Genomic DNA, 18,490 nt, shown 5'->3' on the forward strand with positions numbered 1-18,490 from the left:
GATAAGTTTACTAAAAGCTGGAAATCTTAATTAAGATTTTTGATAGGTCTTTTCCAGCCAGTGATCGTCTTTTGTTTACTCTCAGTTAAAGTCAATTCATTGGCGGGCACATTTTTGCGAATGGTACTACCGGCACCAATAGTAGCATTTGCCCCTACTGTAACGGGGGCAACTAATTGAGTATCAGAACCGACAAAAACACCATCCTCGATGATTGTCTGGTGTTTATTAGCACCATCATAGTTACAGGTAATAGTACCTGCCCCAATATTAACCTCTTTACCAAGAGTGACATCACCTAAATAGCTTAGGTGGCTTGCTTTACTGGCCTCGCCAAAAATTGCGTTTTTTGTTTCAACAAAATTGCCGATTTTACAATCATTGGCTAATTTTGTACCTGGTCTTAAACGCGCGAAGGGGCCGATATGACAGGCTTCACCAAGGTGGCAATCTTCCAGAATAGAATTAGCAAGGATTTCGCAATGAGCACCTAGAGTAACATTGTGGAAGACACAATTGGGCCCTATATAGCACCCATCTCCTAATACCACTTTGCCGCTAAACACGTTGTTAACATCAATGAATACATCCTGGCCGCAATGAAGTTCTCCACGTACATCAAGGCGGCTAGCATCAGCCAGGGAAACACCAGAAAGCATTAACTGTTTGGCAAGACGCTGTTGCCAAACACGCTCCAATTGCTGTAATTGTAAACGATCATTGACTCCCTGGATTTCCACAAGGTTTGGTGTTTGCAGAGAGGTAATCACTAGCTGCTCATTGACTGCCATGGCAATGATTTCTGTCAAATAATATTCGCCTTGGGCATTATTGCAGCCTAACTGTGGTAACCAGCGAGCTAAGTCAGCCGCTTGTACACAACAAATGCCGCTGTATATTTCCTGTATTTTTTTGCTCTACAGTCGCATCTTTTTCTTCGACGATGGCAGAAATATCTCCTTTCGCATTACGGACGATGCGGCCTAGTCCAGTTGGGTTGGCAAATTTTGCCAGCAATAAGCTTAAGGAATTGGCTTGTGCAGGAGCAGAGCGGTGTTTATCAATCAGGTTTTGCAGCGTTTCCGCCTCAATTAAAGGGACATCTGCTGAAAGAATGAGCACTTGTGAATCCGAAGGAATATGAGGCAGCGCTTGCATCACGGCATGCCCAGTTCCAAGTTGCTCGTTTTGTAATACCCAATTGACAGGGAGATTGAGAAGCGCTGCTTTTATTTGCTCACCACCATGACCATAAACGACATGAATAGCATCTGGATTGAGTTGTTCTGCTGTCTCTACTACACGTACGAGCATCGGTTTTCCAGCAATCTTGTGCAATACTTTTGGGGTACTGGAATACATCCGCTTACCTTGACCGGCGGCTAAAATAATAATTTGTAGTGACATAGACCTACGATTTCCTTTTTTGGAACAACATTATTCAGGATGGCTACTGAATTAAACAGTTTGTATGTATGTTGCGAATAGAATAATTAATAGATATGATAAAAAAATATGAGCAAAGGAGTAGTGCCATGACCATTTTTCTTCAGGTCGCAAAAATTATCCTCGCCAGAAGAATTAAGCAAATTAGGAATGATTCTGTTAGCACCGATTCAGGTCTGACTAACCAGGTAATTAGTCTTTTAAGCTTAGGCTTTTTTGGTCGTGACAAAGAGTTATCTGCTACGAAGCAAGATCTTGACGATGATTTATTATCCGAACTTCATGCTGTTAGTGATGGGGAGAATGATGAGGCTACATTAGAAATTCTGAAAGGACTCATTACTGCATGTAAAGAGTCAGCGAAGTTAGCAAGTAGTGAAAAGGGTTATGATGAAGGTACGTCGGGCCCTGCCCTGCAAGCGGTGATCACCTTACTGGATGATATATACAAAAAACTTGAAGCCGCAGAGAAAGAAGGTGTAAAGCTTCTTGATATTCCCGATGATCATACCCCGTTGAATGCTTATCGTTATCAAACAATAAGGTATCTGGCGCAGAAAGTCGAGGATGCAGGCAACAAGACTCTTCTTAGCAAGTTATTACAAAATCCGCAAATTTCCTCTTGCTACAAATTGGCAGAAGAAAAAGAAAAACTTCTTATAGCCAATTTAAAACAATGTGAAGAAAATATAGGAGAGCTTAATCACTATGAGGAAATTGATCGTCGCGAGGCGGAAAGAGTGAGGAAGATACTGGAGGAGCAGCAGCGTGATGAAGATATCGAAGATGTAGAAATGCCAATTGAAGTAATTGAAAAAAGCCTGTCGATTATCCGGCGGCGAGAAAGAAGAGTGTAGGGTTATCTTTAAAGACGTTGAAAGAAGATAATGTCTCTTTATGTGCCCGCTTTGGCCCGAAAATTAATCTCCCAGTCAGTGTAATATTCTTTACTTCATTTAGCATTGAGCTACCTACTTTTAAGCCGGGTCCAGGTTATTTGCAAGAGTGCGCTGAGGCTGTAGAAGCGGAGATTAACCCGCCTATCATTGACTCATACTATGTAGGTACACGCTTTGAGTAATATAGGGGTATAAAAGTGCATTTCAAGGAGTTAGTTCCCCGCATAAATTGGTTTCCATCAATGCTTTGACGTCCTGATTACTCAAATTTTTACTGAATAAATAAAGCAATTTACAATGGGCGGCTTCTGGCGTCATGTCATGGCCGCTGATAAGACCTGCTTGCTTCAAAGTATACCCTGTAGCATATTGGTTCATTTCTACTCGCCCATGCTGACATTGACTGCAATTGACGATGATAATGCCTCGTTCACAGGCATTTTGTAAAAGAGCCAAAAATTGCGGATCATTGTTTTGCGCATTTCCTGCACCATAGGTTTCCAGGACCAGTCCTTTTAGTGGTTGCTGTAAAATAAATTCCAATACTTTAGTGGCAAAACCGGGGAATAATCGAAAGTTGGCAATAAATTGTGGACTTATTGTTTGCAAACAAAAAGGGTTGGTCGGTGCGGAGAGCAGGCGCTCTTGATGTAATTGAATACTGATTCCAATCGTAGCTAAATGTGGGGCATTGGGTGAATCAAAGGCATTAAAGCGTTGCGCGCTAATTTTTTGTGCTCGGTTACCACGTAGCAAATGCTGATTGAAGTAAATACATACTTCATTAATGGGTTGATGCGCGCAAAGCCACAAAGAGGTAATTACATTGTCCAACGCATCATTACGAACCTCAGATAAAGGAATTTGTGAGCCAGTAACAATGACCGGTTTACCCAGATTTTCCAGCATAAACGATAAGGCAGACGCTGTGTAAGCCATGGTGTCTGTACCATGGAAAATTACAAAGCCGTCAAACGTCGAATATTCATTGGCAATATCGGTTGCAATGCGATTCCAATCAGTCACTGTCATGTTGGATGAGTCAAGCAGTGGTTGATATTCCTTAATAGTGTAATCTGGCATTTCAGCATGATTTAAAGCAGGAATTTTAGCTAGGGCTGATTGCACATATCCCGTGGCCGGTTCGTAACCATGGTTGGTTTTTACCGAGCTGATTGTTCCGCCGGTATTAAGAATCAAAATGCGTTTTTTCATAAGGGGCGCATACCTAATCTGAGAGTTTATTAGCAATTATACCTGCCATCCGGAGCATTATGGAATGTTTCCTTGTTTTAGCTGTAGTCTTGACAAGCTCATGACAGCTTTGTAGAAATTACATCCACAAGGATTGAATGAGAGCGAGTTATCTTTCATCTGCGAGTGAGAGTCATTGGAAATGAATCTTATACTCGCAGATTTATTTGCCAAGCTCTTGTACTTTGTGGAAAAATCAAGGTATTAACGGTTTAGTGTAAGCAGTGGCAACATGGTTATCGATCGAGCCGGGTATCGGCTGAATGTTGGGATCATTCTGGTCAATGGATCTGGCCGGGTGTTTTGGGGTAGACGCTATGGTCATGATGCCTGGCAATTTCCGCAAGGGGGACTTGCCACAGGTGAGAACTCGTTAGAGGCTATGTATCGTGAATTGCGAGAAGAAATAGGCTTGGATAGAGAAGATATTGAAGTATTAGGTTCAACTAAACGCTGGCTCAAATACCGTCTGCCTAAACAATATCTTCGTCATGGCAAAGAGCCTTTGGTGATTGGCCAAAAGCAAAAATGGTATTTGTTAAGATTGGTTGCTTCTGAGCAGAAGGTTCGACTGGATTTAAGTGATTCGCCTGAGTTTGATAGCTGGCGCTGGATTGATTATCACGAACCACAAGAGCAGGTTATTTTCTTCAAAAGACAAGTCTATGCTCAGGCCATGAAAGAATTGGAGCACTTGTTAAGGAAACGTCGCACTCCATTTGGTGCACGCCGTAAGCGAGGTAATCATAGTCGATAAATGCTAAAAATATTAAAACGAATCGTACAGGATGTAACCACAGCCAATCAATTAACAGATGCATTGACAATCCTGGTGCAACGAGTGCGCAAAGCAGTTAATGCTGATGCTGTTTCCGTTTTCCTTATTGATAATAAGCACGCCGAATATGTATTGATCGCTACCGAAGGTTTAAACAGGCAAGCAGAATCAAGAGTGCGTGTTGGATTAGACAGTGGCTTGATTGGCTTAGTGGGGCGCCGCGAAGAACCGATTAATATTGAAAATGCACCCTCGCATCCCGATTTTTATCAACATAGCCTTCTTGGCGAAGAGCATCTGAATGCTTTTCTAGGCGTGCCGATCATTCAACATCGTAAATTGTATGGTGTGTTAACTGTACAACAAATAGAGCAACGTTGTTTTGATGATGCTGAAGAAGCTTTTTTAATTACTTTAGCAGCGCAGCTTGGTGGTATTATTGCTCATGCTGAAGCAACTGGCGAGTTAGCGCAATTAACCCAGCCAAAACCGTTAGGAACCGATAAAGTTGATTTGGCCCCTACGGCTTTAACCGGGGTAGGTTCTGTGCCTGGTGTCGGTATTGGCACAGCCGTTATTGTCTATCCTCCCGCTGATATTGACGCAGTTCCGCGTCGCACCGTTGAAGATCTTGATGCGGAGATCACGACCTTCTTTCATGCATTACAAATGGCTCGCGAGGATATGCAACGCTTAAGCAAGCGTATGAAGGCAAGTGTTGATGAGGATGAACATGCTTTATTTGATGTGTATTTGCGCATCCTTGATAAGGATAGTTTAGGTGCTGAAGTTGAACATGTTATCCGTGAAGAGCATCTCAGTGCACAGGCAGCTTTGTCCGCTGTTATCAAAAAACATGTACAACTGTTTGAAAGTATGGAGGATGACTATCTTCGTGAACGCGCCTCCGATTTTCGTGATTTAGGTCGACGGGTACTTGCCGAACTGCAGTGGTCACAGCGGGAAGAAATAATCTACCCACGCCGGACTATCCTGATTGGGGAGGAAATCACTGCTGCAGCGTTAGCTGAAGTGCCGGAAGGGCATCTGGCTGGTGTTGTATCTGCAAAAGGAGCGAATAATTCCCACGTTGCTATTCTAGCGCGTGCTTTAGGTGTACCGACAGTCATGGGAGTTCGTGGGCTTAAAATTGAACATTTATCGCGTCGTGCTGTTGTTGTTGACGGGTATTATGGTCATGTTTATGTGTCGCCCTCGAAAACTGTTCTGGCAGAATTTAAAAAGCTGGCGCAAGAAGAGCAAGAATTAAATCAAAGCTTGGTGAGTTTGCGGGATAAGCCGGCAGAAACACTGGATAATTACCGGGTATCCTTGCAAGTGAATACTGGACTTGCCATGGATGCAGGATTATCAATGAGTGTAGGCGCAGAAGGGGTTGGACTTTATCGTTCTGAAGTCCCATTCATGAGTCGTGATCGTTTCCCATCGGAAGATGAACAATACATTATTTATCGCCAGATTCTTAAGGCATTCGCGCCACGATTTGTGACCATGCGTACGCTGGATATTGGTGGTGATAAAGTACTGCCTTATTTTCCAGTAGAAGAAGATAATCCTTATTTGGGCTGGCGGGGCATACGTGTCACTCTCGATCATCCAGATGTTTTCTTAATGCAGGTACGCGCAATGATGCGTGCCAGTGAGGAGCTAAATAATCTGCGCATTATGTTACCTATGGTGACTACGTTAAGTGAGGTAGAAGAGGCTGCCTATTTGGTTGGACAGGCCTATGAAGAATTGTTAGAAGAGGGTTGCCGTATTGAAAGACCAAAATTGGGTGTGATGGTTGAGGTTCCAGCGGCAGTTTATCTTGCTCGAGAATTAGCAAGGCGGGTTGATTTTCTCTCAGTGGGTAGTAATGATTTAACGCAATATTTACTGGCCGTTGACCGCAATAACGCGCGCGTAGCAGGGCTTTATGATGGTTTTCATCCGGCTATGCTACGTACTTTAATGAAAGTGGTAGAAGGTGGTCATGCCTCGGGTATTGAAGTAAGTATTTGTGGTGAGATGGCCAGTGATCCCCTCGCTGTGATCCTATTGCTAGCAATGGGGTTTGATACCTTAAGTATGAATTCAACAAGCTTGCCACGTGTGAAATGGGTAATTCGTAATATTTCTCTGGCTCAAGCGCGAAAAGTGCTGGCTGATGTATTAGAGCTTGAACACCCAGCTGAAATTAGATTGTATTTGCAAAAAGCGTTGGAGGACGAGGGTTTGGGTGGCTTAATCAGGGCAGGACGGTCGTGATTTTATCGGAAATAGCTGCAAATGGCAGTATATATGCTCTAGCAGGTGCTTTTGCTGGTCTCATGTCGGGCATTATGGGCATAGGAGGGGGCATCATTGTAGTACCCTCATTGCTTTTTATTTTTCAACATAATCCCGCTTTCCCTTCTAATTTGACTATGCACATTGCCGCCGGTACTTCCTTGGCCATTATGTTGTTTACTTCACAGTCTTCCGTACGCGCTCACTATCGTCAGGGCGGAATTTTGTGGAGTATTTATAATCGTTTGTGGCCGGGCATTGTTATTGGTGCAGTCAGTGGTGCGATACTTGCTGATCAATTGCCAACGCATTGGCTGCAAATATTGTTTGGATTATTTTTGTTGTTTGTTGCGTTCAAGATGTTATCGGGTATGCATATAGTTCGTCCACAACAATTTCCTCGTCCTTGGATTAACAATTTGATAAGTTTCTTAATAGGGTGTAAATCTGGATTATTAGGGGTAGGAGGCGGTACGGTAATTATTCCCTATCTCAGCTATTGCGGGGTAGAAATGCCAAAAATTACGCCAGTATCTGCTTTGTGTACGTTGACTGTTGCAGTACTTGGTACAATTACTTTTATACTGACTGGTTTGAATGAGATTGGCTTACCTCCCTATACAACAGGGTATGTTTATTGGCCAGCGGTATTGTGTGTGGCTATTCCAAGCAGTATTTTTGCTCCTATTGGGGCAAAATTAACTTATATTTTGCCGATCGAACAATTGAAATATGGGTTTATTGTTATTCTATTTTTAACAGCTATCGATTTATTAATTTAAAAGGATTTTTTCAGAGGTATTTATGCTGCCCTTTCCTGCTATTGATCCTGTTGCATTTTCTTTGGGTCCTATTAAGGTACACTGGTATGGTTTGATGTATTTGGCCGGGTTCTTGATTGCTTGGCTTTTAGCCCATTGGCGAGTGAAACATTACCACTTGGAATGGACTTCGGAGCAAATTGGCGATTTAATTTTTATGCTGCTTTGGGAGTCATTATTGGCGGTAGACTGGGTTATATGTTGTTTTACAATACGCAACATTTATTTACTAAGCCCTGGGAGCTACTGAAATTATGGGAAGGGGGGATGTCTTTTCATGGCGGTTTACTCGGTGTAGCTGTAGCAATGCTGCTATTTGCTCGTAAAATTAAAAAACCTTTTGTTGAAATAACTGATTTTCTTGCCCCTTTAGTCCCTCTGGGGCTTGCTGCTGGGCGAATTGGTAATTTTATTAATGGAGAGCTGTGGGGACGCGTTACCGATGTGCCTTGGGCTATAGTTTTTCCGAATTCGGATGGACAACCTCGTCACCCTTCTCAATTGTATGAGTTTGGTTTGGAAGGAATTGCTTTATTTATCTTTCTTTGGTGGTATGCTGCCAAGCCAAGACCAAAGGGTTGTGTATCAGCAATGTTTTTTGATCGGTTATGCTATCTGCCGTTTAATTGCGGAGTGTTTTCGTCAGCCTGATGCGCATATAGGTTTTATTGCCTTTAATTGGTTAACAATGGGACAATTACTCTCTATCCCAATGTTAGTGGCAGGTTTATGGTTATTGCGGTGGGCTAAACGATGAAGACATATTTGCAATTTCTCCAACATATTTTAGAGCATGGGACAAAAAAGGCTGATAGAACCGGGACAGGGACCCTCTCTGTGTTTGGCTATCAGATGCGTTTTAATCTTGCTGACGGTTTTCCTTTGCTAACCACAAAAAATTACACACACGCAGTATTATTCATGAGTTGCTCTGGTTTTTACGTGGTGAAACCAATATTGCTTATCTGAATGAGAACGGTGTAACCATTTGGGACGAGTGGGCAGATAGCAAGGGGGATTTAGGTCCTATTTATGGTCACCAATGGCGCTCTTGGCCTACGCCAGATGGTCGCTCTATCGATCAATTGACGGAAGTAGTTAGTCAAATCAAGACGAATCCTGATTCTCGCCGCCTACTTGTGAGTGCCTGGAATGTTGGTGAGTTGGACAAGATGGCTTTGATGCCTTGCCATGCCTTATTTCAATTTTATGTTGCAGATAATCGCCTTTCTTGCCAACTGTACCAGCGCTCGGCGGATGTTTTTTAGGGGTACCTTTTAATATTGCTTCGTATTCTTTACTGACTCACATGGTAGCAGAGCAATGCAGTCTGAACGTAGGCGAGTTTATTTGGACTGGTGGGGATTGTCATTTGTATTTAAATCATCTCGAGCAAGCACGCATTCAGTTAGAGCGAGCTCCTTTACCGTTACCTCAACTCATTATTAAACAAAAAGCCCCTTCACTTTTTGATTATCAGTTCGCTGATTTTGAATTTCGCAATTATCAATCACACCCTGCAATCAAAGCCCCTATTGCTGTTTAAGGGGCGGGCCGCGGTTCTTACGAATACTAATATAGATTTTATTGGACACTTAGCCTTGCTTTCATGCTAGGCACGGACAATTTTGTTTATTCGCCGATAATGTGGTTTAATATTATTCTTCTTGGTTTTTATTTGGATCTGTAATTGTGAAGAAACTAGTTGTTCTCCTGATCGCTGCATTGTGTTTAACGCTGGGACATGCCAGTAAATTAAGTAAATATTTAAATAAAATGGAAGCTAATGATAGAGCGCGTCAAGCTCAGGAATGGCAGCAAGACATGAATTTTGGCGATTTTGCTTTCCGTTTAGATAAACGTTATGTAGATGATCGTGGCCAGCATTGCCGCAATTATGTTTTTAGATCACGCAGTAATCCCTACCGTCATGGCTATTATAGTGTTTGCGACGAGCGTTAATTGTCTTGACCATGAAGCGGTTTGTTGCATCGCTTTATGGCCATTATTGCATAAACCAGGCTAATTTTTATAAGCTACAACGGTTGGAAACAGTTTTGCCTTATCATAGAGAAATTCAATATCGGTATAACCTAGGCTAGTTAACTGTTTTTTGTCAGAGCAGTGGAACGGTAACACTGGAACTTCGAAGCGATAATGTCAGCGAAAAGAATTTTCTGTAACAATAAGTCCTTTTGGTTAATCACTGATAAATCCCATTCACATTGCTCGGTAAGGGTTGGGGGTGGAGTGAGAAAACTAGTCACTAATTTTCCACCTGATTTCAAAGCTTGGTAAAAAAGCCGGAACAATTCTAAAACTTTTTCATCATCAGGTTCATAAATAGTTAAACCATTACTGGAAATTAGGTCGAATTCATCGTGAACATCCAATTCCCAGGCATCTTGTTGATAAAGTTTCACTAACTGGCTTAATCCCCGTTTTTCTGCCAATTCAGCGGCATCTTTTAAAGTAGCAGAGTCATAATCAATCCCGACGAGTTCAATATTATCTACAGACCCTAAATTGAGGTATAAAAGTTCACCCATCATTCCACAGGGGATGCAGGCAAGTTTTGCCCCATTGTGAACTTCTTTCTGATTTTTTGTAAGAAAATTTCACAACGCTCTTGTGTTGCAAGCATTAGAGGAGAACGATCGAGAATAAACGCTTCTAATTCCGTAAATGGTTGGCCACAGTTGTTTTTACCACTTTTACGCCCAATTTGGGGATGATAGAGCATGTAATGAGTCCAGTAACCATTAATCCCTTGGTTTTGTAATAAAAAACGGCCAAAATCAAATTCCGCTAATTGGTTAAGCAGGTCAAGTTGTTCTGTTACAGTAATATAAGGTTTATCGCCTTCCTGTTTAATTCGGGTTGCGATTTTATCAACTACAATAGCGAGAGTTTCCTCTGCCACCTTGTGTGAGATCAGATGAGGTTGCTCTATATTGGCCATGAATAGTCCTAAATAAAAGATGAGTAAAGTCTGTCGTTTCGCAGTTAATAAACATAGACTCTTAGCCTTAAATAGCTAAAATAAATTTCGTATTGAATCAGGTATAGGAACAGATTTATTGGCGCGATAATCCACCCAAACTATTTTACTCGTCCCCTGGGTCATCAAGGTTTCACCTTGGTATAAATCATGATCCATCATAATACTGGAACGACCAAGGTTGTGGACACTGCTTTTGATCGTTAAGGTTGCCGGATAAACAATTGGTTTTAGAAAAGTGCAGGCGACATGAATGACGACGGGGCCGATTGACTGCTTCATATCCAGATTTAGGCTGTCCAGCCACTCAATGCGGGCTTGCTGAAAATAATCAAAATAGCGGCCATTATTAACATGGCCTAAAGCATCCATATCACCCCATTCAATAGCAAACGTTTTGTGATGTACAGCTATTTTAGCGTCAGTCATGATAAATCCACAGGGTCGATATCCACATTCCAGCGGATATTATTGCTTAATCTATTTATTGTTAACCACTCTCTCAGCGCCGTCAATGCGGCTTGTAAAAGTTTACGTGAAGGCGATTTAATCAGTAATTGCATACGATGTTGCTCGGCTTTACGAGCTAAGGGAGCGGGTGCTGGGCCTAAAATTTTAAGTTTGTGATGAAATAATTGCTCTTTGATTGCATGCAGAAATTCTAATATTTTACCTGTCTGCTTATCCTGAGCCCGGATAACTGCCAGAAAATGATAAGGGGGGAGTTCAGCCTGGCGACGCTCTGCCAATAAAGCGGTAGCAAATGATTCGTAGCCTTGTTGGATAAGGAGATTGAGCAAGGGATGCTGCGGTATATGTGTTTGGATAAGTACCTGACCTGCGTATTGAGCCCGACCGGCGCGTCCGGCGACTTGGATTAGCAGTTGGCCAAGGCGTTCGATGGCGCGAAAATCCTGATTATAAAATCCAGCATCGGCGTCCAGGACGACCACCAAGGTCAGGCGAGGGAAATGATGGCCTTTAGCAAGCATTTGTGTACCCACAATTAATTGTGCCTCGCCTTTGTGAATACTTGTAAGATGCTTATCCAACGCATCTTTTTTGTATCTCATCGCGATCGATGCGCAGAAGGTTGGTCCGTGGAAATTGCTCGGCTAAATATTCATGAATGCGTTGAGTGCCGGCTCCGATGGGTAGTAATTCTTTACTATGGCAATGGGGGCAATGGTGTGGAATCGCTTTTGTTGTTCCACAATGGTGGCAGATAAGGCGTCCAGATTGACGGTGTAGAGTTAGATGACTGTCGCAGGCAGAACAATCAGCCATCCAGCCACATTGATGGCATAATAGTACAGGAGCAAACCCCCGTCGATTAATAAAAACCAATACTTGATTACCTTGGTTGAGATGCTCGGCAATTATATTGAGCGTGCTAGTAGCGAGTCCGTGTTGTAAGGGTTTGTTGCGAATATCGATTAGTTGATAATGGAGTGGAGAACTGTCGAGTGCCTTGTGATTTAAACGCAAAAGAGAGTATTTTTTTGTGCACAGTTATGCATACTTTCTAGACTTGGTGTGGCGGAACCTAGAATAATAGGAATATTGGCCAAATGAGCCCGTATTAGCCCAGTGTCGCGAGCGGAGTAACGGACTCCTTCCATTTGTTTTAGAGAGCTATCATGCTCCTCATCGACAATAATTAAACCTAAAGCGGGCATAGGGGTAAAAATAGCGGTTCGCGTACCGATTACCAACTTGACTAAGTTATCTTTTGCCAGCTGCCAAGCGAATTGCCGTTCGCTTTCGTTTAGATTGGAATGGAGGACTGCCATAGGCTCTTTGAATCGTGCTTGAAACCGCGCCAATAGCTGTGGTGTTAATCCAATTTCAGGTACTAAAATCAGTACCTGACGATTTTCGGCTAATACCTTGGCAATTACTTGTAGGTAGACCTCTGTTTTACCACTACCGGTTACGCCTTGTAACAGAAAGCAATGGTAGGTATGCAATTGCTGAGTAATGGTTTGTACCGCAATCGCTTGTTCTTCATTTAAGGCAAGCGGGCTATCAATTATTTCTTGTCCTGAGTAAGGCAAATTGATTTTTTGCACGAGGATAATTGCCCTAACTGCTAGAAGCGCCTCAATTTGTGTCGAATTAAATCCTTCTTGTGCTAATAGTTTTTACTTAAAGGAGTAGTGTGATTATTTAAAAAATCAATAAGTGCGTGCTGTTTATGTGCGCGGTCCGCTATTAATGGATGAGCCTCTTCGGCTGGCAAGGCCAATTGATAATAATCAGCAAGGGGTAATTGGCTGTTTTGCCCCAACCGGTATTTTTGGGTAAAGCCAGTGGAATAACTTCTGATAGAGGGGCTTGATAGTAATTAGCTACCCATTGACATAAGGTGAGCATTGTTTCATTTAACAGGGGTTGCTCATCAATGACTGACAATATGGATTTAATTGAATCGTAAGTCTTTGCTGAAGGACCTTGACCGACAACCACACCTAAACGTGTCTTTTGACGAAAAGGTACCCATACGCGAGCCCCAATGCAAGGTGAAAGGGTAGTCGCCTGATAATCGAAATAATCCCGATTAGTATGGGGTACGCAGACCTTGTAGATCGTTGCCGCCATCTAGCTGCGCTGCCACTCGTGACTAGCTGATTGTCCGGGAGCTGAAAAAACTTTAACAACAATTTTTTCTATGCGATGGCCATCCAATTCGGTCTTATCCTTGATTAATTCTTCAACGAACCAACGGGATAATTCTTCTACCGTAATATTGGTTAGCGGCATAAGAGTAACATCTTCTTTTAAAAACGGTATTTTCTTGTGATTAAAGGTAAAATAGTAATGTTCATTATCTTCTGAGAATTGCAAGAAAGGTGAAAATTGTGGCATTAAGAAGGTTTGATTTAAGTAACGGCATAATTTATAAATGCGTTCCTTGTAATAGCGGTAGTCAAACGTCATCCCATTTTCTTCTACCCAAGTGGTTAGGGCGAGATAAACTGTGTACATATGACCATGCAGTGGTTCGCGCTCAGTTGCGGAAAAAATGGTTGTATGTCCTGCTGAGAATTTCATCGATTCTTTTTGTAGCTCAACAGTTGTTAAATATTTTTTCATGATCATAAACTCGCTCGTTTATCGTGCAATTGAAAACCGGTTAAAGTCAATTCAATGTTTTTAGTCAAGGCAATCACTTTGAATAGTTCGCCCATTTCACTAGGTTGGAGTAACTGCTTCACTGCCTGTTGCGCCTTTATCCGATTACGGTCCTCAGCCAGTTCATCCAATAAGCTTAACAAACCGTTGGCGAGCAAAAAGAGGCTTGGTTCGTATAACCGGCAACGCGAAAGCCCGCTGTATGGCCTGCTTCAGCGATGTGGGTAAAATCGACATGGGCAGTGATATCTTGTTCGCCGACATGAATCAATGGATTGCTGTGGGCGTGATGGCGATAATGGCACATCAATGTACCACGATTGCGCTCAGGATGATAATATTCATGGCGCGGAAAGCCGTAATCCAGCAAAAGAACGGCTCCTTTAGTCAACATGGTGTAACATTGTTGCATCCAATCATCAATGAATAGATTCGCTTCTGACTGGTACGGCATATTTTCGGAAGGTAAGGTCGCCACCACATGGGCAAGCAATCGCTTATTTGTGCAGGGCTTGAAAATTTCTGTCAATTCTTGTTGTGCATTCAGAGTGACAAAACTTTCCAGTACACCATCTTTTGTTTTTAAAAAACGATGAACAGGCATTGCATCAAGTACTTCATTAGCAATGACTATCCCATCGAAAGCTTGCTCAGGCCAGCGATTGAGCCATGTTACTCGCTCCAACAAATGGGGAATTTCCTGTTGTATTAACTCCTGTTGTCGTTGGCGTAAATGACTACTGACTTCCAGAATATGGTAAGCCTGGGGCAAGCATTGATCACGTTCAAGTTGCTTTAAGAGATCAATACACAGGCGGCCAGAGCCAGCACCAAATTCAAAAAGAAGCGGATCAGTCATTACCGACAATATTTGTTTACATTGATTGGCAAGGGTTTGGCCAAACAAAGGCGTTAATTCTGGCGCGGTAACAAAGTCACCTTGAGCACCAAATTTTTGTAATCCTGCACTATAATAGCCAAAATCGGGTGCGTACAGCGCCTGCTGCATAAATTCAACAAAGGGCATATCCCCTTGTTGTATAATCTGGCTGCGAATGGATGTGAGTAGGCTCATAATTGCTTAAAAATTATAAAAATGGGGAACATACCTTGAATCAAGCCAACAAACAAGCTGCTAAAGTGGCTTTAGTAACCGGTGCGGCACGGCGAATAGGCGCTGCAATTATCAAAAAATTGCACCAGGCTGGTTTTAAGGTCGTTATCCATTGTAATCATTCACTGGCGATTGCTAAAGCATTGGCACACGATTTAAATCAGCAGTGTCCCGATAGTGCTTATGTTTTACAAAAGGAATTAACAGCAGCCAATGCCGCAAGCGAGTTGATAACCTCAGTCATTGCCTGGGCAGGACGTTTCGATTTATTGGTAAATAATGCCTCATTATTTGTGCGTAGTGATTGTACTACCTTCGATGAAACCGTGTGGGATAGTTTGTTTACTGTCAATGTTAAAGTACCTTTCTTGCTATCTCTTGCTGCCCGACCTCATCTGACAACTCAAGAAGGATGCATTGTTAACATTACTGATATCCATGCCGATAAACCGCTTAAAGATTATGCTATTTATTGCCAAAGTAAAGCTGCTTTGCTAATGCAAACCAAAGCCTTGGCTCGAGAATTTGCTCCCCAAATACGCGTTAATGCCATTGCTCCAGGCGCTATAGCCTGGCCTGAAGATAACAACATGCTAAGTATGGAAACACAGCAACAAATTATCGCTAAGACACCTTTAAAGCGTCATGGAGATCCTGAATATATTGCACAAATGGTACTAGCTCTTGCGACTAATCCTTTTATTACAGGGCAAATCGTTAATGTGGATGGGGGGCGGAGCATTGTTTAATGCCACATTTCTACCATCTTGGCACTTATGGCTTGAAGTCTAATGTAAAACACTTCTAGAACGGCAGTTTTTTAATTCCCTTTCGATATCATCAAGGTATTCAAGGTTATAAAATGTTTGCAATTCTGTTGGACTGAGTTGAGCTTTAAAATAATAGCGTAATAAAGCCCGGCTTTGTAAGACAGCTTTATAGTCATTTTCCAATTTTGCTAGCTTATGCAAATGTTGCATAAAAAGAACTTTTATCATGTCAGGATCAGGATGGATCGTTACTTCATCAAGCAGATTTTGATAGAGCCAAGGTTTCCCAGTTCCAGCACGTGCTATCATATAGGCATCACAGCCGCTGTTGATCAATGCTTTGGTTAGACTGGTTTTATCATGAATATCGCCATTAGCGATAACAGGAATAGAAACAGCTCGTTTAATTTCGGCAATTTGAGCAAAATTGCAGTCAACACTGTAATCATCATTCCAACGTCTGCCATGGATAATGAGCGCATCAGCCCCTGCCTGTTCAATCGCCTTAGCCAAATCAGCATCATGACCATTCCCTTGAATACGAAGTTTAACTGTTAAAGGAAGATTGATCATTTTACGAACACTGTAAACTATCTTAAGCAGTTGTTGCGGTTCATTGAGTAAGGCACTACCGGCTCCCTTTTTGCGGATTTTTGTTTTTGGACAGCCACAATTAATGTCAATTAAATTAGCACCCATGCTAGCGAGGTAAGAACCTGCCTCGGCCATCGTTCCTGGATCATTGCCCGCTATTTGATAGCTGAGTATTTTTTCAAGAGGTGAGCGATAAAGATAACGTGAATTCAATTGGTGTTTATGCAGGACATCATGGGCAGAAATCATTTCCGTTGTGCAATAGGCAGGGGGCGTAAATTGATAAAATAATTCACGAAAAGGGGCACAACTGAAACCAGCCAAAGGTCCTTGAATTAAACGATTAGCCAAGTGGATAGAACCAATATTAAAAGAGCTATTGAGAAAAGAGTGCATCATAACAAGGAGAAAACATATTAAGGACTGCTCATAGTCCACTACAATTGGTTGTAATTATACACAGCCTTTATAGCTAGCAAAACGATCATGCAACAAGAGAACCGGGTATCGAATACGATTTCCTGCAGTGATAATTCATTAGATCCCAAGCATAACCTGCGTATTTTACAAGGAGTCTATTGCGAAAGCCTTGCAAAATTAGAAGGTGCGCATTAGTAAAGAGCCAGTTATAATCCTCTAATTTTTAGGTATTTTATGGATAAACGATTTTTTCGCCTTTGGAGTTAATAAGAATTGCCACTGAGCATGCTTACTGTGCTGAGTATTTATTACCTGGTAATGCCAGAGTGACTATGCATGGAGATTCTAGTTGCGATACGTTAACGGTAATTACAACACTCATGTATGCAGCTTTTGAACTAACATTCAAAGCTTATCTCCTCCATGAGCATAAAAAAATAATCAACACAAAAATTTAATGGAATTGCTTGAGTCAAATATGGAACTGGAGTTATCTCATGAAGATAGAAAGTTGTTGAAATATTTGGCACGCCACCAAGCCTTTCGTAAAGGAGTTGATTATGAACTCTGGGAGGACGGGCAGGATTTACACAGTTTCTGCATTGAAATTATTGAGCTTTATGAACGGGTACAACAATTAATGCCTATAGAATTACAAAGTGAATACCAATCAGTCTAGGAGAAGGCATAAAAATTCTCACAAGATAGCGTAAGATTTTTTTGCCCATAATGAAAAGGTCTGCCTAAGAGTCATTTAGGCTTATTAGGGAAAATTAAGCATGATAAGTGAACAGCCGATGGCGCAATTATTGGCAGAAGATCAAGCTCTATTAAGACTTAATAAAATTACCAGAATAATTTGTGAAACGACTAATCCAGAAGCTTGTAATGTAAAATGGGATGATGTGGAGAGAGCTTCTCTTCGGTTTAATTTTGATACGGGTATGGACGGGGTTTCATCTATTGCTGTTCAAGGACTATTTCCCAATATTCCTAGAGATATTCAAGGGGATCATAGTGTTGCTGTAAAGTTAGATACAGCAAATACGGTAAATAGCTTTTTAAATCGATTCTTGCAGCGCGAAGTTGAAACAATATTAATCGGTCAACAAAATTTCTCTTACTCGACTAAATTCGGGCTGCCACATCCGAAAACTGGTTGTGGCGCGACGGGAATTGCTGCTCTAGCGAAAACAAAACGCCTGTTCCATGAACGTACTATGCAGCCTTATGCCATAAAGCTTATTGTCGGGGAAAGTAATCAGCTACAAATAATAGTTGATGCTCCTGGAGAGCCCACAATGGTTGCAAAGACTCTTTGTGATATTTTGGGATTTGCTGTAAATGAGGTAGTCGTAACAGAACGTTCACTACTATTTTTTCTGTTGATTCGCTTATAGACAGAATGGCAAGGAATCGTATTAATTACCAGTCCGTGCTTGTTTTAAATAAACAAGGTGAGTTTGCAATGACAGAATGTACTAGTTCTAATGGCGAGATACTTAGTACAAAAGAACATTGTCTAGAGCCTTATTCTCCACAGCTTGATGCACTTGGGTTTGGATTAAGAAAAACGCTAGGTTTTGAGTTAAGGGATCCGCGTCGTATACAAGAATATAGTACCGTAATAGGTCAAGAAGGTAATTGGGTTTTCTTTTTGATCGAAGCGGATGTTTGGGTTTCAGCTTCTGAAGCAACGCTTGTTAAACACCCTAAATCTGAAGCAGCGCGATTTGTTTCCTTAAGAAAATAAAAGAAGAAGGCATTTTTTGGCAGAGTGTTCCATTAATCCAACATTATCTTTCTTTTGAAGCAAGCCGTATTGAGAAAGCATTACAAGCAAATGAAGGGTTGGAAAGGACGATGGTTACTATTGATAGCAACTTTCAATCTGATCCCGGCAACATTCAGCAAACGTAATAACTTCGTATAGCATACATTATACGAAGTTATACGACGTTTAATT

General features: G+C 41.8%; 19 protein-coding genes and 4 pseudogenes. 11 read left to right on the forward strand and 12 right to left on the reverse strand.

Annotated features, from left to right (window positions below; all coding sequences use genetic code 11):
• Positions 1-26: 26 nt before the first annotated feature.
• Positions 27-1,407 (reverse strand): annotated as a pseudogene (gene glmU / locus BN58_RS22040) (bifunctional UDP-N-acetylglucosamine diphosphorylase/glucosamine-1-phosphate N-acetyltransferase GlmU).
• 128 nt (positions 1,408-1,535) lie between these two features.
• On the opposite strand from glmU, the gene BN58_RS04430 reads away from it, so the two are divergent.
• Complete coding sequence (locus tag BN58_RS04430; protein WP_019215821.1) at positions 1,536-2,303, forward strand: VOC family protein; 768 nt, start codon at positions 1,536-1,538, stop codon at positions 2,301-2,303.
• 246 nt (positions 2,304-2,549) lie between these two features.
• On the opposite strand, the gene ansA is transcribed toward BN58_RS04430, so the two are convergent.
• Positions 2,550-3,560, reverse strand: a complete 1,011-nt coding sequence (gene ansA, locus BN58_RS04440) for an asparaginase (protein ID WP_019215823.1) — start codon at positions 3,558-3,560, stop codon at positions 2,550-2,552.
• Positions 3,561-3,831: 271 nt separating this feature from the next.
• On the opposite strand from ansA, the gene BN58_RS04445 reads away from it, so the two are divergent.
• From BN58_RS04445 to BN58_RS04470, 6 genes and pseudogenes are all read left to right on the forward strand, one after another.
• Positions 3,832-4,356, forward strand: a complete 525-nt coding sequence (locus BN58_RS04445) for an RNA pyrophosphohydrolase (RefSeq protein WP_019215824.1) — start codon at positions 3,832-3,834, stop codon at positions 4,354-4,356.
• The gene (gene ptsP, locus BN58_RS04450; protein WP_019215825.1) at positions 4,357-6,648 is read left to right on the forward strand and encodes a phosphoenolpyruvate--protein phosphotransferase; all 2,292 of its coding nucleotides are present in this window, start codon (positions 4,357-4,359) and stop codon (positions 6,646-6,648) included.
• Positions 6,645-7,451: a sulfite exporter TauE/SafE family protein gene (locus tag BN58_RS04455; RefSeq protein ID WP_019215826.1), complete on the forward strand. Its 807-nt coding sequence runs from the start codon at positions 6,645-6,647 to the stop codon at positions 7,449-7,451. Before ptsP ends, BN58_RS04455 begins: the two co-directional genes overlap by 4 nt.
• A gap of 22 nt (positions 7,452-7,473) precedes the next feature.
• A pseudogene (lgt, locus tag BN58_RS22045) lies at positions 7,474-8,247 on the forward strand (prolipoprotein diacylglyceryl transferase).
• Positions 8,244-9,036, forward strand: a pseudogene (thyA, locus tag BN58_RS22050) (thymidylate synthase). The pseudogenes lgt and thyA overlap by 4 nt, the downstream one beginning before the upstream one ends.
• A gap of 146 nt (positions 9,037-9,182) precedes the next feature.
• Positions 9,183-9,452, forward strand: a complete 270-nt coding sequence (locus BN58_RS04470; RefSeq protein ID WP_019215827.1) for a hypothetical protein — start codon at positions 9,183-9,185, stop codon at positions 9,450-9,452.
• A gap of 140 nt (positions 9,453-9,592) precedes the next feature.
• On the opposite strand, the gene BN58_RS32770 is transcribed toward BN58_RS04470, so the two are convergent.
• The 9 genes and pseudogenes from BN58_RS32770 to BN58_RS22065 form a co-directional block, all read right to left on the reverse strand.
• On the reverse strand, positions 9,593-10,042 hold the full coding sequence (locus BN58_RS32770) for an SAM-dependent methyltransferase (protein ID WP_232220336.1): 450 nt from the start codon (positions 10,040-10,042) through the stop codon (positions 9,593-9,595).
• Complete coding sequence (locus BN58_RS32775) at positions 10,039-10,452, reverse strand: hypothetical protein (protein ID WP_232220337.1); 414 nt, start codon at positions 10,450-10,452, stop codon at positions 10,039-10,041. The genes BN58_RS32770 and BN58_RS32775 overlap by 4 nt, the downstream gene beginning before the upstream one ends.
• A 75-nt stretch (positions 10,453-10,527) precedes the next feature.
• Positions 10,528-10,920, reverse strand: coding sequence for an acyl-CoA thioesterase (locus tag BN58_RS04480; RefSeq protein ID WP_019215828.1), 393 nt, complete (start codon positions 10,918-10,920; stop codon positions 10,528-10,530).
• Entirely contained in the window at positions 10,917-11,564 is a 648-nt protein-coding gene (locus BN58_RS38205; RefSeq protein ID WP_026069252.1) for a helicase-related protein, read from the reverse strand. Before BN58_RS38205 ends, BN58_RS04480 begins: the two co-directional genes overlap by 4 nt.
• Entirely contained in the window at positions 11,536-11,979 is a 444-nt protein-coding gene (locus tag BN58_RS38210) for a hypothetical protein (protein WP_026069253.1), read from the reverse strand. The genes BN58_RS38205 and BN58_RS38210 overlap by 29 nt, the downstream gene beginning before the upstream one ends.
• On the reverse strand, positions 11,970-12,563 hold the full coding sequence (locus BN58_RS38215) for a DEAD/DEAH box helicase (protein ID WP_026069254.1): 594 nt from the start codon (positions 12,561-12,563) through the stop codon (positions 11,970-11,972). Before BN58_RS38215 ends, BN58_RS38210 begins: the two co-directional genes overlap by 10 nt.
• Positions 12,564-12,705: 142 nt before the next feature.
• Positions 12,706-13,092: a primosomal protein N' family DNA-binding protein gene (locus tag BN58_RS38220; RefSeq protein ID WP_026069255.1), complete on the reverse strand. Its 387-nt coding sequence runs from the start codon at positions 13,090-13,092 to the stop codon at positions 12,706-12,708.
• Positions 13,093-13,587 (reverse strand): 6-pyruvoyl trahydropterin synthase family protein, encoded by a 495-nt coding sequence (locus BN58_RS04505; protein ID WP_026069256.1) that lies wholly within the window; start codon positions 13,585-13,587, stop codon positions 13,093-13,095.
• A gap of 2 nt (positions 13,588-13,589) precedes the next feature.
• Positions 13,590-14,701, reverse strand: a pseudogene (locus tag BN58_RS22065) (class I SAM-dependent methyltransferase).
• A 35-nt stretch (positions 14,702-14,736) separates the two neighbouring features.
• Here BN58_RS22065 and BN58_RS04515 point away from each other — a divergent pair.
• The gene (locus BN58_RS04515; RefSeq protein WP_026069257.1) at positions 14,737-15,489 is read left to right on the forward strand and encodes a pteridine reductase; all 753 of its coding nucleotides are present in this window, start codon (positions 14,737-14,739) and stop codon (positions 15,487-15,489) included.
• 39 nt (positions 15,490-15,528) lie between these two features.
• On the opposite strand, the gene BN58_RS04520 is transcribed toward BN58_RS04515, so the two are convergent.
• Positions 15,529-16,500: a tRNA dihydrouridine synthase gene (locus BN58_RS04520; RefSeq protein WP_026069258.1), complete on the reverse strand. Its 972-nt coding sequence runs from the start codon at positions 16,498-16,500 to the stop codon at positions 15,529-15,531.
• Between the two features lie 481 nt (positions 16,501-16,981).
• Here BN58_RS04520 and BN58_RS32805 point away from each other — a divergent pair, with 481 nt between their 5' ends.
• The 3 genes from BN58_RS32805 (at position 16,982) to BN58_RS04540 (ending at position 18,277) form a co-directional block, all read left to right on the forward strand.
• On the forward strand, positions 16,982-17,203 hold the full coding sequence (locus BN58_RS32805; protein WP_232220340.1) for a hypothetical protein: 222 nt from the start codon (positions 16,982-16,984) through the stop codon (positions 17,201-17,203).
• A gap of 100 nt (positions 17,204-17,303) precedes the next feature.
• Positions 17,304-17,924 (forward strand): hypothetical protein, encoded by a 621-nt coding sequence (locus BN58_RS04535; RefSeq protein WP_019215833.1) that lies wholly within the window; start codon positions 17,304-17,306, stop codon positions 17,922-17,924.
• Positions 17,925-17,929: 5 nt separating this feature from the next.
• Positions 17,930-18,277 (forward strand): hypothetical protein, encoded by a 348-nt coding sequence (locus BN58_RS04540; RefSeq protein ID WP_156812356.1) that lies wholly within the window; start codon positions 17,930-17,932, stop codon positions 18,275-18,277.
• Positions 18,278-18,490: the final 213 nt, after the last annotated feature.

This window comes from Legionella tunisiensis, from assembly GCF_000308315.1.
GTDB classification, from domain to species: domain Bacteria; phylum Pseudomonadota; class Gammaproteobacteria; order Legionellales; family Legionellaceae; genus Tatlockia; species Tatlockia tunisiensis.